This window comes from Prevotella sp. P5-50 (genome assembly GCF_002251295.1).
Classification (GTDB): domain Bacteria; phylum Bacteroidota; class Bacteroidia; order Bacteroidales; family Bacteroidaceae; genus Prevotella.
The window spans coordinates 57,141-72,908 of sequence record NZ_NPJA01000053.1 but is presented as its reverse complement, the minus strand read 5'-3'; the positions used below and the strand labels follow the sequence as shown (position 1 = coordinate 72,908).

General features: G+C 45.8%; 13 protein-coding genes. 6 read left to right on the top strand and 7 right to left on the bottom strand.

The window, feature by feature from the left end:
- Positions 1-192: 192 nt before the first annotated feature.
- From lysS to CIK88_RS11920, 5 genes are all read left to right on the top strand, one after another.
- Positions 193-1,923 carry a lysine--tRNA ligase gene (gene lysS / locus CIK88_RS11940; protein ID WP_094391097.1) on the top strand — a complete coding sequence of 577 codons (1,731 nt, stop codon included), beginning with the start codon at positions 193-195 and terminating at the stop codon, positions 1,921-1,923.
- Between the two features lie 108 nt (positions 1,924-2,031).
- Entirely contained in the window at positions 2,032-3,027 is a 996-nt protein-coding gene (locus CIK88_RS11935) for an NAD(P)H-dependent glycerol-3-phosphate dehydrogenase (protein WP_094391096.1), read from the top strand.
- Positions 3,028-3,093: 66 nt separating this feature from the next.
- Positions 3,094-4,449, top strand: a complete 1,356-nt coding sequence (locus tag CIK88_RS11930) for a glucose-6-phosphate isomerase (RefSeq protein ID WP_094436698.1) — start codon at positions 3,094-3,096, stop codon at positions 4,447-4,449.
- Between the two features lie 9 nt (positions 4,450-4,458).
- Positions 4,459-5,178: an HAD family phosphatase gene (locus CIK88_RS11925; protein WP_094391094.1), complete on the top strand. Its 720-nt coding sequence runs from the start codon at positions 4,459-4,461 to the stop codon at positions 5,176-5,178.
- A 456-nt stretch (positions 5,179-5,634) separates the two neighbouring features.
- A complete protein-coding gene (locus CIK88_RS11920; protein ID WP_094389787.1) occupies positions 5,635-6,180 on the top strand; it encodes a DUF4738 domain-containing protein in 546 nt (181 codons plus the stop codon).
- Between the two features lie 11 nt (positions 6,181-6,191).
- Here the strand turns inward: CIK88_RS11920 and CIK88_RS11915 are convergent, their stop codons facing one another.
- The 4 genes from CIK88_RS11915 to CIK88_RS11900 form a co-directional block, all read right to left on the bottom strand.
- Entirely contained in the window at positions 6,192-6,713 is a 522-nt protein-coding gene (locus CIK88_RS11915) for a prolyl-tRNA synthetase associated domain-containing protein (RefSeq protein WP_094389786.1), read from the bottom strand.
- A gap of 219 nt (positions 6,714-6,932) precedes the next feature.
- Positions 6,933-7,700: a hypothetical protein gene (locus CIK88_RS11910; protein ID WP_094436696.1), complete on the bottom strand. Its 768-nt coding sequence runs from the start codon at positions 7,698-7,700 to the stop codon at positions 6,933-6,935.
- Positions 7,701-7,746: 46 nt separating this feature from the next.
- Positions 7,747-8,550, bottom strand: a complete 804-nt coding sequence (locus CIK88_RS11905) for a porin family protein (RefSeq protein WP_094389792.1) — start codon at positions 8,548-8,550, stop codon at positions 7,747-7,749.
- Positions 8,551-8,589: 39 nt separating this feature from the next.
- Complete coding sequence (locus CIK88_RS11900) at positions 8,590-9,768, bottom strand: PCMD domain-containing protein (protein WP_254046899.1); 1,179 nt, start codon at positions 9,766-9,768, stop codon at positions 8,590-8,592.
- A 412-nt stretch (positions 9,769-10,180) separates the two neighbouring features.
- On the opposite strand from CIK88_RS11900, the gene CIK88_RS11895 reads away from it, so the two are divergent.
- The gene (locus CIK88_RS11895) at positions 10,181-11,533 is read left to right on the top strand and encodes a sodium:alanine symporter family protein (RefSeq protein ID WP_094389784.1); all 1,353 of its coding nucleotides are present in this window, start codon (positions 10,181-10,183) and stop codon (positions 11,531-11,533) included.
- Positions 11,534-11,605: 72 nt separating this feature from the next.
- On the opposite strand, the gene CIK88_RS11890 is transcribed toward CIK88_RS11895, so the two are convergent.
- The 3 genes from CIK88_RS11890 to CIK88_RS11880 all read right to left on the bottom strand — a co-directional run bounded on the left by CIK88_RS11890 (position 11,606) and on the right by CIK88_RS11880 (position 15,659).
- Positions 11,606-12,394: a sensor histidine kinase KdpD gene (locus tag CIK88_RS11890; protein ID WP_158214685.1), complete on the bottom strand. Its 789-nt coding sequence runs from the start codon at positions 12,392-12,394 to the stop codon at positions 11,606-11,608.
- 59 nt (positions 12,395-12,453) lie between these two features.
- Positions 12,454-13,143: a tRNA (N6-threonylcarbamoyladenosine(37)-N6)-methyltransferase TrmO gene (tsaA, locus tag CIK88_RS11885; protein WP_094436692.1), complete on the bottom strand. Its 690-nt coding sequence runs from the start codon at positions 13,141-13,143 to the stop codon at positions 12,454-12,456.
- Between the two features lie 62 nt (positions 13,144-13,205).
- Entirely contained in the window at positions 13,206-15,659 is a 2,454-nt protein-coding gene (locus CIK88_RS11880) for a CotH kinase family protein (RefSeq protein WP_094436690.1), read from the bottom strand.
- Positions 15,660-15,768: the final 109 nt, after the last annotated feature.

Below are 15,768 nucleotides of genomic sequence, written 5' to 3'. Positions count from 1 at the left end.
GTAATACATTGCAAAAATAATATATTTTCTGATAACAGCCAAATAGTATTGCAGTTTTTTATCTATTTTTCGTCAATCACCCCTTTCTGTGACATTAACACACCTTGATAATTATAAAAAAGGGATAAAAAAAGTGAGATAATCAGATAAAATTACTACCTTTGCACGCATATAACAGAAGAAAAGTCAGATATGAACGTTTTAGAACTTAGTGAACAAGAGATTGGCAGACGCGAAAGTCTGCAGGAACTGCGCCAGATGGGTATCAACCCCTATCCCGCAGCAGAATATCCCACCAATGCCTATTCTACCGATATCCGCGACAATTTCAACGACGATGCTGAGCCCCGTCAGGTGTGCATCGCAGGTCGTATGATGAGCCGCCGCGTCATGGGTAAAGCCAGTTTTGCAGAATTGCAGGACAGTAAAGGCCGCATACAGGTATATATCTCGCGCGACGACCTCTGCCCCGACGAGAACAAAGACTTATATAATAAGGTATTTAAGCGACTGCTTGACATTGGTGACTTCATCGGTATCAAGGGTTACGTATTCCGCACACAGACAGGTGAGATTTCGGTACATGCACAGGAACTGACCCTGCTGTCGAAGAGTCTGAAACCACTGCCTATCGTGAAATACAAGGACGGTGTGGCTTACGACAAGTTTGAAGATCCCGAACTGCGTTACCGTCAGCGCTATGTTGACCTGATTGTGAACGATGGTGTGAAGGATACATTCCTGCAGCGTGCCACCGTTATCCGCACCTTGCGCCGTGTACTCGATGAAGCAGGATATACTGAAGTAGAGACTCCTACACTGCAGTCTATTGCCGGTGGTGCATCAGCCCGTCCGTTCATCACCCACTTCAATGCGCTCGATCAAGACATGTATATGCGTATTGCCACCGAGCTTTACCTCAAACGCCTCATCGTTGGCGGCTTTGAAGGAGTATATGAAATTGGCAAGAACTTCCGCAATGAAGGTATGGACCGCAACCACAATCCAGAGTTCACCTGCATGGAACTTTATGTGCAGTATAAGGACTACAACTGGATGATGACATTCACCGAGAAACTGCTTGAAACCATCTGTATTGCTGTCAACGGCAAGCCCGAACGCGAAATCGATGGCCAAATCATTTCGTTTAAGGCGCCCTACCGCCGTCTGCCGATCCTTGACGCTATCAAGGAAAAGACCGGTTTCGACTGCAACGGCAAGAGCGAAGAGGAAATCCGCGCCTTCTGCAAAGAGAAAGGTATGGATGTTGACGAGACCATGGGTAAGGGTAAGTTGATTGATGAACTCTTCGGTGAGTTCTGCGAAGGCACTTTCCTCCAGCCTACCTTTATCACCGACTATCCTGTTGAGATGTCGCCACTGACCAAGATGCACCGTTCAAAACCAGGACTGACCGAGCGTTTCGAACTGATGGTAAACGGTAAGGAGTTGGCTAACGCCTATTCTGAGCTTAACGACCCCATCGACCAGGAAGAGCGCTTCGTAGATCAGATGCGTCTGGCTGATAAGGGTGATGACGAAGCAATGATCATCGACCAAGACTTCTTACGCGCTTTGCAATACGGTATGCCTCCTACAAGTGGTATTGGCATCGGTATCGACCGTCTGGTGATGCTGATGACAGGCAAGACCTATATTCAGGAGGTATTGTTCTTCCCACAGATGAAGCCAGAGAAGAAGATTCCACAGAGCAGCGTTGCCGAATGGGCAGAAGTGGGTGTCGGCGAAGAGTGGGTACCCGTGCTGCGTAAGGCAGGTTTCAACCTTGTGCAAAACATCAAGGAAGAGAAAGCCCAAGGATTGCAACAGAAGATTGGTGACATTGTCAAGAAATACAAGCTTGAAATGACCAAACCTGCTGTTGATGTCATCCAGCAGTGGATTGACAAAAGTAACGCATAATACTTCGTGTCCAATGTTCTGTTGTAAGCATACTGGTGAAAGCCAACAGCCACAACGGGACATTGGACATTGAGCATAAGAACTACAAACAGTAAACACTAAAAAGAAATGTTCGACTGCGGTAAAATAGCAATCATCGGCGGTGGTAGTTGGGCAACAGCCATTGCCAAGATTGTGGTAGGACACACCCACCACATCGGATGGTATATGCGCCGTGACGACCGTATCGAGGATTTCATACGGTTGGGACACAATCCTGCCTACTTGATGAGTGTGCGCTTCAATACCGACGAAATATACTTTTCATCGGATATCAACAAGATTGTGCAACAGTATGACACCCTTGTCTTTGTCACACCGTCGCCCTATCTGAAGAGTCACCTCAAAAAACTCAAGACACGCATTCGCGATAAATTTGTCATCACAGCCATCAAGGGTATTGTGCCCGATGAGAACCTCGTATGCTCGGAATATTTCCATCAGGTATATGATGTGCCTTACGACAATCTGGCATGTATCGGAGGTCCGTCGCATGCCGAAGAAGTGGCACTCGACCGCCTGTCGTATCTCACCATCGGATGCGCTGACCGCGAAAAGGCACACGCCTTTGCCGACGTCATGGCAAGCCAGGTGATCAAGACCAAGACCTCTACCGATGTCATCGGCATTGAATACTCTTCGGTACTGAAGAACGTATATGCCATCGCTGCCGGTATCTGCAACGGTCTGAAGTTTGGAGATAATTTCCAAGCTGTACTCATGTCGAATGCAGTACAGGAGATGCAGCGATTCCTGCAGGTGGTACATCCCATTGAGCGCAATGTGGTAGATTCGGTATATCTCGGCGATTTGCTCGTTACGGGCTATTCCAATTTTTCACGCAACCGCACCTTCGGTACGATGATAGGAAAGGGTTACTCCGTCAAGTCGGCACAGATTGAAATGGAGATGATAGCAGAGGGTTACTTCGGTACCAAATGTATGAAGGAGATAAACCGCCACTGCCATGTCAACATGCCCATCCTCGACGCGGTCTATAACATACTCTACGAGCGCATCTCACCACAGATTGAGATCAAACTGCTGACCGACTCATTCAGATGATAGGAGGCAGACCCTATTAGAAAAAAAGTAAAGATAATATATAACCAAATTATATTTGCAACAATTATGAGCAATATCAAACTTGACATCACAAAAGCAGCCTCGTTTCTTGAGGCTGGCGCAGTGAAAGCCTTCGAACCGAAGGTAAAGGCAGCGCAGGAAGCGCTGGAGAACGGCACCTGTCCGGGTAACGACTTCTTGGGTTGGCTCCATTTGCCCAGCAGCATCACCGAGTCTTTCCTCGACGAATTGCAGGCAACAGCCAATACGCTTCGCGAAAAGTGTGAAGTGGTAGTGGTTGCCGGTATCGGCGGAAGCTATCTGGGTGCACGTGCAGTGATTGAAGCTCTGGGCAACTCGTTCAGCTGGCTCATCCAAGACAAGAAAAATCCAACCATCCTCTTTGCAGGAAACAATATCGGTGAAGACTATCTGGCAGAGATGACCGACTATCTGAAAGGAAAGATATTTGGCGTCATCAACATTTCTAAGTCTGGTACTACCACCGAGACTGCCCTCACCTTCCGTCTGCTGAAGAAGCAGTGTGAGGCTCAGATGGGTAAAGACGAGGCAAAACACGTTATCGTAGCTGTGACCGACGCTAAGCGTGGCGCCGCTCGCACTTGCGCTGACAAAGAGGGTTACAAGAGCTTTATCATCCCCGACAACGTAGGTGGTCGCTTCTCTGTACTCACTCCAGTAGGTCTGCTGCCTATCGCTTGCGCTGGTTTCGATATCAAGCAACTCGTGAAGGGTGCTGCCGATATGGAGAAAGCCTGCGGTAAGAATGTTCCTTTCGAAGAGAATCCCGCTGCTCAGTATGCTGCCGTGCGCAACGGTCTGTATGGTGCCGGTAAGAAGATTGAGATTATGGTCAACTACCAGCCCAAGCTCCACTTCTTCTCTGAATGGTGGAAACAGCTCTACGGAGAGTCTGAGGGTAAGGATAAAAAGGGTATCTTCCCTGCCAGCTGCGACTTCACTACCGACCTGCACTCTATGGGTCAGTGGATTCAGGATGGTGAGCGTACCATCTTCGAAACCGTTATCAGCATAGAAGAACCTAACCGCACCATGCTGTTCCCCAGCGACGAAGAAAACCTCGATGGTCTGAACTTCCTCGCCGGAAAACGTGTTGACGAGGTTAACAAGATGGCAGAGCTCGGCACACGTCTCGCACACGTTGACGGTGGTGTGCCCAATATCCACATCTCTGTACCTAAGCTCAATGAATACTACATCGGACAGCTCATCTACTTCTTTGAAATTGCTTGCGGTATCAGCGGCAACGTTCTTGGTGTGAATCCCTTCAACCAACCAGGTGTTGAGGCATACAAGAAAAACATGTTTGCCCTGCTCGAAAAGCCCGGTTATGAAGCAGACTCAAAAGCTATCAAGGAGCGTCTTGCACAGGAACAGTAATAAGAATCTATGCACGAAATAGAATCGTATAAACAAAAGCACGGCTTCAGACAATTCTGTCCGAAAGCCGTGCTTTTCGATATGGATGGTGTCATCTACAACTCCATGCCTAACCATGCCTACTCTTGGCATAAGGCTATGGCATCGTTTGATATCGACATGACACCAGAAGAGGCTTACCTCTATGAGGGCATGCGCGGTGTGGAAACCATCAAACTCAAAGCGCGCCAACAATGGCAACGTGAACTCTCTGATGAGGAAGCGCAACGGATGTATAATGTCAAGTCTGGCATCTTTGCCGAACTGCCCAAGACTGGCATGATTCCCAATATCCGCGAATTGATGGAGCAAATCAAGGCAGACGGACTGAAGATATGTGTGGTGACAGGTAGTGGTCAACGCACCTTACTAGCCAAACTCGACAGCGATCTGCATGGTTTAGTTTGTAGTGATCTGGTAGTGACAAGTTTTGATGTCACACGAGGGAAACCTGATCCGCAGCCTTATCTCATAGGAATGAAGAAAGCAGGCATTCAACCTTGGGAAGCCATTGTGGTGGAGAATGCGCCACTCGGTGTGCGTGCTGCCGTTGCAGCACAGTGTTTCACCATTGCTGTAAATACCGGTCCACTACCCGACGCAACACTTGCCAACGAGGGTGCCGACCTTGTTTTGCCGGACATGAAGGCACTAATCACACTATGGAACAACTTGAAAGTAGGGGGATAACCAAACAGTCCCTCTATTTTTTTGCGTTGGTGCTCCGGATAAGGTCTCACACAGAAATCAATCATCGGATCTTAGACGGATTTAGACGGATTTTTACGTTTCCTCCATGTGCCCTCCAAAAATGTCACACGGAAATCACAGAAATGTTCGATTCTGCCCATCTGGCTTAACCGAAAACGGTGGATTGCATCCTTCGTTTTCTCGCCATGGCAAAATTAAAGCGAGCTTTCATTCTGCTCATCTGGCTTAACGAAAACGTTCCTTTGATTTTGAGAATCCAAGATAGGCGGCACCTCGGAAATAAAAGAAAAAAGGACTTTTTTCTTTGTATTTCGCTCGGTTTGCACTACCTTTGACTTTCAGTCTTAGGTACTCACATTCAAAAATACTCAAATATATTTGGCATTTTCTTCACTTAATCGTACCTTTGTAAATCGAAACGTAAAGATTGAAAATATGAAACGAATGACATTACAACTCGCTGTGATGGGCATGGCTGTGCTCATGACCGCTTGTGGCAATAAGAGACAAAGTGACGATATTATTACCGAAAAAGTGGAACGCCCCAAAATAGAGGCACCTATCCGACAGGCTGACTACAATAAGAGTCACCAGATACAGTGGATAGGCAATAGCTATAAGGTGGAGATACACCGCCAACCATGTGACTCACTGCCTATGGTGACAGACGAATTAGGACAGAAATTCGTGGATAACGAAGTGGTAGTTACTGTAACAAGAGCTGACGGAGAGGTGTTCTTTACACGCTCATTTACCAAAGCCAACTTCGATGCTTGTCTTGACAACGACTACCGCCATACTGGTATTCTTGACGGACTGGTATATGACAAGGTGAACGGCAGCGACTTGGAGTTTGCCGGTAGTATCAGTCACCCACAGACCGATGAATATATTCCAGTACGCGTTATTCTCTCTTCAACAGGAAACGTTACCATTAAACGTGATGTAGAAACAGACGTTAACGAAGATGTAGAAGAATAGAGTCACCATCATCAATACAAGGTCAAATACTCATAGGTATTACCGAGAGTGTCGAGATAGCGCTCAAAGTCATCACGACGAAGAACTACCGTTCCCCTACAATCATTCGGATGGAACGACAGCGTCTCAGCCTCTTTCAGATGACAATCAAGAAAAAGATGCACATGATGCTCCGTATCGTTGATGAGTCCGAAAGGCGACACACTTCCCGGTTCAAGTCCCAAATAGCGCATCATGCGCTCGGGCGATGCAAACGATAGTTTACCACAAGAAGGTAATCCCTGGGATACGAGCGTTGCTTTGAGACGGTGTTCCAAATCGTGGATATCGAGGTCATGGTCACAATGGAAGCATACCAGATAATGCCGATTTCCCTTGTGGTTGCGGAAAAACAAGTTTTTGCAATGGATACTGCCATCGTCTTTCCACCATCGTTTAGCCTCCTCAATGGTTTTGCCTTCGGGATGGTGATAGCACGTGTAGGGAATGTCGTGCTGTTGCAGATAGTCAAAGACTATTTCTTCTCGTGTCATCGTTAGTATGATTTTACCAAATATCAGTAGAGCTTATTGGTTGCAAAGGTACGATTAAGCGAGCGAAGTACAAAAGAAAAATCACTTTTTCTTTTTTACTTCCGAGCGTGAGTACCTTAGCGTCTTTGGATGCAAAGATACTGAAAAATTATGAAAAACAATAATCCCCGGCACAGATTGTATGCCAGGGATTTATGTTTATAGTCAAACGACCAAGTATTATTTGGTCAGTTCGATACCTGCTTCAAACTTTGAAGTTTTGTCCATGATACCAGACAGCTGCTTCACAACACCCTTAACCATAGTGAAAGTTTGTAAATCATCTGGTTCCATGGCGTTTGTAGGCATCTTGTCGATGAAAGCAACCAAAGCAGCAATCATAGGCTGTACGTATGCCTTGTCAACAAAGAAGAAAGGCTTTTCGCCATTCCAACGAACATTGACGGGAATAGTACCATACGATTTAAGGATAGTCTTGATCTGTGCCTTTTCTGCTGGATCATCAATATCTTCAGTAGCCTTTTCTGCGTCGATAGAAACGCTGATGAGATTGTCGCTAATAACCTTATAGGTAGCATAGCCCTTAACAGTCTCCCACTCTGGAGCGATATCGTCATCATCATAGTCAGAAACCACAGCATTGATCTTGCCATCAGGAGTAAAAGTAACGCTCTTCAGCACTTTAGGCAGAAACTTGTTACCCAGGCTATTTGCCAAAGGAACAACGGTTTCCTTGATAGGAATTTCAGTGGGTGTACCAGTTCCAAGAAGGTCGAGACTAATACTTGTTCCTTCTTCTACTTCCCAGTTGAGCTGTACAGAACCGGTATAACCATCGTAATCATTTCCTTGTGACCAAACATTCCATGTTCCTACGATAGGCGACTGGATTGGATCGTCTTTGGGTGCATCGTCATCGTCACCACATGCAGTAAAGCCAAGTGTACATACCATGGCCATCAGATAGAAAATCTTGTTCAATTTCATTTTTTTTCCTTTCTTTTTTAGTTAATAATAATTGATACCTATTTTTTTATTTCAGTTGATAAATCACACCAATCGTACCATAAATGGGAAACATGGTCTGCTCGATGGTATCGAAATCTTTCTTGAAGATACCCGTCAATCCCCATGATAAATCAGCCTTGACACCCCAACGCTTAGTGATATACCAGTCGGCACCGAGGTCGATACCAAACTGCCAAGAGCGCATATCGCTGGAGAAATCGTAGTTGCCACGCTCACCATCATTATGTCCCAGTATCACTTTCTGTCCGGTAGGATCACCCTTTTCATGTCCTTCCTCCTGACGTCGGAGGTATCCATCGTATGCCCATCCTTCAAATTTCTTGGCTGTGGCATAACTCACATATGGACCAAGTTTCAGACGCACCTGTGGGGTCAAATCATAAGTGGCTTGCAAGGGAACGGTGATGAGACTCATGTCAACCTTAGTCACCACACTTCCTGTGAATACACCTTCCAACTGTTCGCCACCACGCACAATCTTCATGTGGTAGCCCTTCACTCCAGCATCGGTTCTCATACCTTTGTTTTCAAAATGCAAACCGCCCAAGAATCCCCATTTGCCAGAGATAACATGGTGGGCATCTACTCCAAGGGTGAAGTTAGGTTGCAGCGTATAACTATGTAGCGTACGGATAGAGGCAGGCATACCAATAGGTGCTGTTCCACCGATATTATACCCCACGTGTACATAGTATTTATAGTTGTGCAGATATTTGTTCCATGCACTCCAATGTTCTTGATTATCGTCTCCTGCCCATGCCCACAACGTGCACATCATCAGCAGGGAGCATATTATGATTTTCTTCATTGTCATAACCGAATATCTATATCGCTTGGCATTTCATCCTTATTCACATGTAATCTTAAACTTATCCACCCAAAGCGTACTACCCACGGCACCCATAAACTCAGCACCGTTGGTACTTGACGAACAAACGATAGCGAGACTGTAACCGCCAGCCTTCAGCTTCTGCATATCTACAGCTTTACGGTAGATGAAATTGAGAGTGAATGGAGTCCATTCAGGAGTATTGTCGATATTATCAAGTCGGGCAAGTGCCACAACCTGTTCACTTGTCTGTACGTTGTTGCCATAGAGCACCACCGCTTCGCCCTTTGCATTATGGTTATCATAGAACACGGCATAGATAGTGCCGTAGTCTTTTTGCTCCAGTACATGCATATACTGGTCGGTAAATTTCTCCCCAGCCTTATACTTATAGTATCCTGTGAATGTCTTGGGTTGGGTATCGAAACTGAATGGGCGTCCAAACTTAGTGGCAGACATAGCATCCTGCAATGCATTAGACGGATCAAACTGCCCAATAAAGAGGTTGCCAGCCGCAATAGGCTTCTGCACCATGTCTGCAAGTCCACTTGTTCGGCAAGTGGATAGCTTTACCCCTTTTCCTTCATATCCTTCGTCAATAGGTGCTGTGGGATAATTCTCTGCTGCAGTAGAGCTATTGCTAATCTTGTAACCCGGATTTCCTGTTGCCCAGATAGCCTCTTTGGTCGTATTACCATTAGCATCTTTCCATGGTTCTTGCCAATGGTAGTACCCTTTGTCCTCATAACAGTTTTCAAAATTAAACTCGTGTTCACTACCGAAATAGAGCATTTTTCTGATGCTGACAAAATAGATACGTGACCATTGTCCATCTTCCGAAGTGACCGTATATTTCACCGAACCTTTAGAAAAATCGTGTACACTGCCGTTGGCAGGTGATATAGTAGCCCCAGGAGTGAGTCTGAAAAGTGGAGCAATCTGTGTAAGATCAGCCATAGCACTCATGGTAAACTCTATCTTATTCTGGTCTGATTGCACATATTGAAGTGTGTCGGAATCGAAAAGGAACCAACTATTCAATTTGTCGCCTGCGTGTATGTAAGCCTGCTCAATATCACATTCTGCATTGAGCGGCTCATCCTTAAAGCAAGAGACAAAGCCCAAACAAGTGGTAATTCCCACTGCCATGAGGGCTGTCGTATGTATCAATCTCTTCATATCCTGAACTTTCATCATATTTTAGGGAGCAAAGATAAGAAGAAAACCTCACACTACCAAATATTTTTCAACTTATCTATAAAATTATGTTATCTATCGAAATAGATAGAACTGCAGATTTTAACAGCAATTAACCATATATCAAACAGTACTCAAGAATGGATATCGATGAGCATAAACACGGATAAAAAGCGAAAGATGGCTACTCCAACTATCGGAGCAGCCATCATTGTCCTGATTTTCTTTCTACCACATAGGTCAAATGTTTCGTCATTTCATGTCTCGTCTGTATTTTCAATGAGCCAAATCACGTTTGTTATCAATATGACGCATCAAACGATAAAAAGTTTAACCAAAATTCAAAAAAAACGAAGAATCGACTACATTTTGAGCATTTTTAACTAACTTTGCACGCAAAAGCAGCAACAACATGAACACCATCAACGAATTTTTCTCCGTAACGAGCTCCCTGTTGTGGGGCTGGCCCATGATTATCCTGCTCTTGGGAACCCATCTTTTTCTTACTATCCGATTGCATTTTCCACAGAGACATATACTCAAAGCCATTCGGCTATCTGTACAACGTGATCCCGATGCAACCGGTGACGTTTCGCAATTCTCATCATTGGCAACCGCTCTAGCTGCTACTATCGGCACCGGAAACATCATCGGTGTAGCCACCGCCATTGCCTTAGGCGGTCCTGGTGCAGTATTGTGGTGTTGGCTGACTGGTGTATTTGGCATTGCCACCAAATATGCAGAGGGCCTACTGGCTATCAAATATCGCGAGAAGAAACCTGATGGCAAAGTGATTGGAGGACCTATGTTTGCGCTGGAGAAAGGATTGGGATGGCGTTGGGCAGCAATTCTCTTTGCCATTTTCACTGCCCTCGCCTCGTTTGGCATCGGCAATACGGTGCAAGCCAATGCCATTGCCACACTCGCTTACGAAACCTATGACATCTCACCCTATATCACAGGAACAGTCATCTGCCTACTCACAGGTGCTGTTATTTTAGGTGGTGTGAAGAGTATTGCACGTGTCTGCGCAACCCTGGTACCCCTCATGGCACTCTTTTACATTTTAGGTTGCATCTATATAATAGGAGTAAACATCGATTATGCATGGCCTGCCATCAAGCTCATCGTCACCTCGGCTTTCAGTCCGCAGGCAGCAGGAGGAGGTTTTGTAGGTACTACAGTGATGATGGCAGCACGTTATGGCATAGCACGCGGTCTTTTCAGCAACGAATCAGGACTCGGTTCTGCTCCCATCGTAGCTGCTGCCGCACAGACACGCAACCCAGTACGCCAAGCCTTGGTGTCCAGCACTGGTACGTTTTGGGACACGGTAGTCATCTGTGCCATGACGGGAATTGTTATTGTAAGCAGTGTATTGGCATACCCCGACATTACTTTCGACAATGGTGCGGTACTGACCAAGATGGCATTTTCTAAAATTCCCATCATTGGTACACCATTACTGACTTTCGGTCTGTTGACCTTTGCATTTTCCACTATCTTAGGTTGGTGCTATTATGGTGAACGCGCAGTAGAATATCTGAAAGGTCGTCGATGGATGCTTGTCTATCGGATGATTTTTATCGTTGCTGTATTTATAGGCAGCGTGATGCAGTTGGGTGTGGTATGGAACATGGCCGATTGTATGAATGCACTCATGGCAATTCCCAACCTGCTATCGCTCTTGGCGCTGAACGGCATCATCGTACACGAAACACGCAAATATCTGTGGCGCGACCATTTGGACAGAAGCGATCTGTAAGTCCGACAGGATGTGGCACACCATCCCTTCGTGACGGAAAGAAAAACTATAATTTTGTTTCTGTATTACAGCCTACTTGATGGGCAATACCAGCACCACACGAGTTCCCTGACGTGCATAGAGTTCGTCGATAAAAAGCACACCTCCAATTTTTTGTGCCAACCGCTGGCAAATGCTCAAATCAAGTTCAGCCTCATCGCGCATATCGTCGGGCTGTTCAAACCAACTAAACAGGCGACTCAGACGATCTTTGGGAATTCCTGCACCAGTATCACTGACATCGAGTGTCAGCATGCCCTCATTCTCTGTAGTGTTACACCCCACGACCACTTCCCCTTTTTCGGTAAAGCGACAGGCATTCTGAATCAACTTATTGAGGATAATCTCTATGACATGGCGATCACTTTCTATAAAGAACTCATCGCTCATGGTACGATGAAAATTCAACTTGACAGCCTGTCGATGATAAATGTTGGAGATATTGATTTCCAGACAACGTCGACAAAGTTCGTTAGGACTGAACTGTTCCCGTCTCACGTGTGCCACCTCATCTGAAGGATTAGTGAAGATCATAAGTTCATTCAACAATGTATCGATGAAATAAGCATAGCCATTCAACTGTTCTGCCATATTGTGTTTTTCATTCTTGGAAAGGTATAAATCATCCTTTGAAAGCATCTTAGCCATGCGAGAAACTTGCCGAAGGGGAAGTTCTGACTCTTGAATAACATTCTTCAGAAAGATGCGATGCATCATTATATCACGTTCCAACACACGCATTCTTTTCCGCATCTGCCAAGCCCAACAGAAAGCCACCAGACAGCCCATAGCCAAGATAAGTATCAATACCATTTCCATCATGTCAACCATTTTTCGGACACAAATATATTAAAAATTTCCGTCATCTACAAATAATGCGGTTACTTTTTTTCTGGTACAGCGATACAAGGGATAATTTTCTTGACATACAACATGTTGCCGTCCACACAGAATACCACCTCATAGCCATCGAAAGGCATCACATACTGCCGGTCGGGATCATCATGATAATGAGGACGAGGATCAAGCGCAAGTGCATCGGTCAGTGTCTGCACGATCTGTGGTGATAGGGTCTTCGTCAGTTCGTCAGGTATAACCACCTCCAACCGCTGCCACTGTTTGCGATCGGTAAAACCGCCCCGTGCACCAGGATGACTATCCACATAAGCCAAATAAGGTTTGATATCGTAGATAGGTGTGCCATCCATGAGGTCAGCCCCTGCCACTTCCACTACTCCATCTTCGGGACGCACCGCCACAATACGCACCGATGAGAGTCCGAGATTATTGGGTCGGAATGGCGAACGCGTTGCCCAAACCCCGACGCGCTCGTTTCCTCCCAACAATGGTGGTCGCACGGTAGGATGCTTACGTGCATCGACATTTTCAGAGAATCCCCATATCAGCCAGATGAAATCATACTCTTCCAATCCCCGCAGTGCCTCTGGTGTGGCATAATCGCGAGTGAGTTCTATGCGTCCATGCAACGTTTCTACGATACCACTCTGTCGTGGCAATCCGAATTTCGAGGTGAATGGTGATCGAAAATAAGCAATTGGTTGTATGTCCATAAGTATTCTATTTCGCGTTTAACGATGTTCAGATCATACTATTCTTCAACACTCCTTTCGATTTATCGTCGAGTAGAATCAGTTACTTTTGCAGCCTCATCGCCAACTTTCAGGATGCAGGTCTTGGCAGAAACTGCGAAGGAAAGCGGTGCACCAGTTGCTGTAGTCCGATGGAGTATTCTGCCTAATAGGTCATATACGCACACCTTGGTACCCTTCTCCACCTGGTCAACCTGTAGTGTTCCTGCAGCAAACGACCAGTGCCATGTTTTGGTATCAGGTTGCGTGATGGCAGTAGGTTCACCTATTACAGCGGAAATCTCCACCTTGTCGCAATCGGGTAGCGCCATAGTAAGGGTAGCTCCCGACTGCTGTATAGTAGTAGTGGCAATACCTTGATGCTGTACGATATTCCATGCTTTCACCTCCCGTCCGTCGGAGAGCACCCCATTGATCTGCATGGATCTATTCTTGAAGAATTTTCCGTCAAAGCATGCTTCTGTCAAGCGCACGCCATTGAATGTGATCGTCATGGCGTTTCTGTCGCTTTCAGCCATCGTGGCATTGATGGTGAGTGGAACAGGATTTCCCACTTTATAGAAGTCGGAAATCTGCTGATAGAAACTCGGAATACGTTCGTTAAGCCATTTATGTGCTGTATTCAATTCGTTGGTATAATTTGGCCACCACTCGTTGACAAGCTTGCGATGGTGAGGATATTCCGTTTTGATCTGATTATACATATCATCCCATAGCAACCGTATATTCTTTTCCGACAAGAAGTCACCCAGATAGATGGCAGCACGGTCTATGAATTCCCGTTGAAAATCGGCATCTTCCATTAATCGGCGAAACAATCTTGTAGCCTCAGATGTATTTGCCCATGCGTGGTCTTTGTCATAATTGGGGTTGTAGAACCATTCAAAGGTTTTATAGGTAGCTGCCGAACCATAAAGCCCAAGTCCGAAGTCCGTATCTTTAGCCACCCATCGCCATCTGCCAGTTTCTGTGCGTGGTCTCCACCATACGATGTTATTGCCGGGAAAGTCCTGATTATTGTAGAAAAGATTCATGATCATCAGGTTGATATACTCCTTGCAATCCATCCATGTTTCATATTCTGCCAGGGTATGTCCATGTTCTTGATAGAACGCCTTGAAGCGGTTGAAATGTTCCCAATCGCCTACTTTCAGTTCCCATCCGTTTTCTATCATATCAATATCCTCCAATCCCTCATAGTTGGTATAGATATTATCTTCGTTGCTTCGTTCACGGATGTTGAGCATACCGTTGTACTTTCCGTTGATATAGACAATGGCAGGACGCCATGCCTGCCAATCAAGATCGACATAGGCAGCCATAGACCGTTGGATGACAGCATCGCGCATGTAGAGATAGTCGAAGTCGTTGCCGGCATTGCGCAGTGCGAGTGACTTATAATCGGTGATACCCGGTCGCTGGTCAGGGAAAAATTCATATTGAAGGCGCTTCGTACCAAATCGCTTGTTGGCATAAATAGCCATCGACTTCATCATATTATCACGTGAAGCACCTCCCATGACACGTGTTTCGCAGAGTTGGTTGAGCTGACTTTTACTACCTGCGGCAGTAAAAAGTTCCAAGTTGATGGGGCGTCGCCAGTTGTATTTATAGTTTTCCTGACTGCTGTTATAGTTGCCTTTCACCAGTATTCCTTGTTTGTTATCATAGAAATACACATTCTTAGTAACGATGGAAATAACGGGAAGCGTCATCTGTCGTCCGTGGAAGATATACGACTGGGTGACTGACCGAGGTGACAGATACCCCGTACAGAATGGTTTTGCGCGCACCACCTGTGAGGCGCTGATGGTGATTGGAGCGGTATATTGCAAACTTGATGCTATTGGTTCGCTACCATCTGTAGTATATCGGATGACAGTTTCTGCAGGCGCTCCGTCAGGAAGTGACAGGGTGAGTTTGAGAGTCTGCGCATTTTCCAAGACCCGTCCAGGTTCGCTGAATACCACATCGCCCAAGAGATCCTTGCAGGTAGATCCGCAGTTGGTGCCGCCTGGTGTTGGTATAGCCATATATCCCCATGTGTCGCTACCGTCTGTTTTGCGTCCATAGGCAATATTAGGCGCAGGCTGTTTTTTCATTTTGGTCAGTTTATCGACCACTTTATTGTTTTTGAACAGATAGATTTCGCCGTTCTTTCCCGACTCAAGGCGGAAATCAGTATGCATACCCGATGCCGCCTTGTCGCAATAGATGAGTACGCGATATCCTTTGTTGATAAGTGATGCCGGCAAAGCCCATGCCTTTTGAGCATCAGTGGTAAGTCCGATACTGTAGTTAGAAAGCTGTTCGCTACTTTCGCCATTGTTGTATAATTCCACCCACGAATCAGGAAATTCGTTCATGTCGTCCATGATACAGTCGATATTAGACTGCATGACTTCATTGATGACCAGTTGTGCGTGCATCGGTGCCGCCATGGTCATGGCTGCAAGTGCCACCCATATTGTTTTCATAGCATGTACCTATAATTGATAATAAAGCGTTATCGTATATACCAAAGAGGAATTGTAGTTATAAAAAATACCGGGTAATGAAACATTGTTGATGTTCATCCCCCGGCTC

Excerpts from the sequence above, each read along its gene's own strand:
- CIK88_RS11920 (WP_094389787.1), top strand. The coding sequence starts at position 5,635 with ATGAAACGAATGACATTACAACTCGCTGTGATGGGCATGGCTGTGCTC.
- CIK88_RS11930 (WP_094436698.1), top strand. The coding sequence starts at position 3,094 with ATGAGCAATATCAAACTTGACATCACAAAAGCAGCCTCGTTTCTTGAG.
- CIK88_RS11890 (WP_158214685.1), bottom strand. The coding sequence starts at position 12,394 with ATGATGGAAATGGTATTGATACTTATCTTGGCTATGGGCTGTCTGGTG.
- CIK88_RS11895 (WP_094389784.1), top strand. The coding sequence starts at position 10,181 with ATGAACACCATCAACGAATTTTTCTCCGTAACGAGCTCCCTGTTGTGG.
- CIK88_RS11925 (WP_094391094.1), top strand. The coding sequence starts at position 4,459 with ATGCACGAAATAGAATCGTATAAACAAAAGCACGGCTTCAGACAATTC.
- lysS (WP_094391097.1), top strand. The coding sequence starts at position 193 with ATGAACGTTTTAGAACTTAGTGAACAAGAGATTGGCAGACGCGAAAGT.
- CIK88_RS11915 (WP_094389786.1), bottom strand. The coding sequence starts at position 6,713 with ATGACACGAGAAGAAATAGTCTTTGACTATCTGCAACAGCACGACATT.
- CIK88_RS11905 (WP_094389792.1), bottom strand. The coding sequence starts at position 8,550 with ATGAAGAAAATCATAATATGCTCCCTGCTGATGATGTGCACGTTGTGG.
- CIK88_RS11935 (WP_094391096.1), top strand. The coding sequence starts at position 2,032 with ATGTTCGACTGCGGTAAAATAGCAATCATCGGCGGTGGTAGTTGGGCA.
- CIK88_RS11910 (WP_094436696.1), bottom strand. The coding sequence starts at position 7,700 with ATGAAATTGAACAAGATTTTCTATCTGATGGCCATGGTATGTACACTT.
- tsaA (WP_094436692.1), bottom strand. The coding sequence starts at position 13,143 with ATGGACATACAACCAATTGCTTATTTTCGATCACCATTCACCTCGAAA.
- CIK88_RS11900 (WP_254046899.1), bottom strand. The coding sequence starts at position 9,768 with ATGATGAAAGTTCAGGATATGAAGAGATTGATACATACGACAGCCCTC.
- CIK88_RS11880 (WP_094436690.1), bottom strand. The coding sequence starts at position 15,659 with ATGAAAACAATATGGGTGGCACTTGCAGCCATGACCATGGCGGCACCG.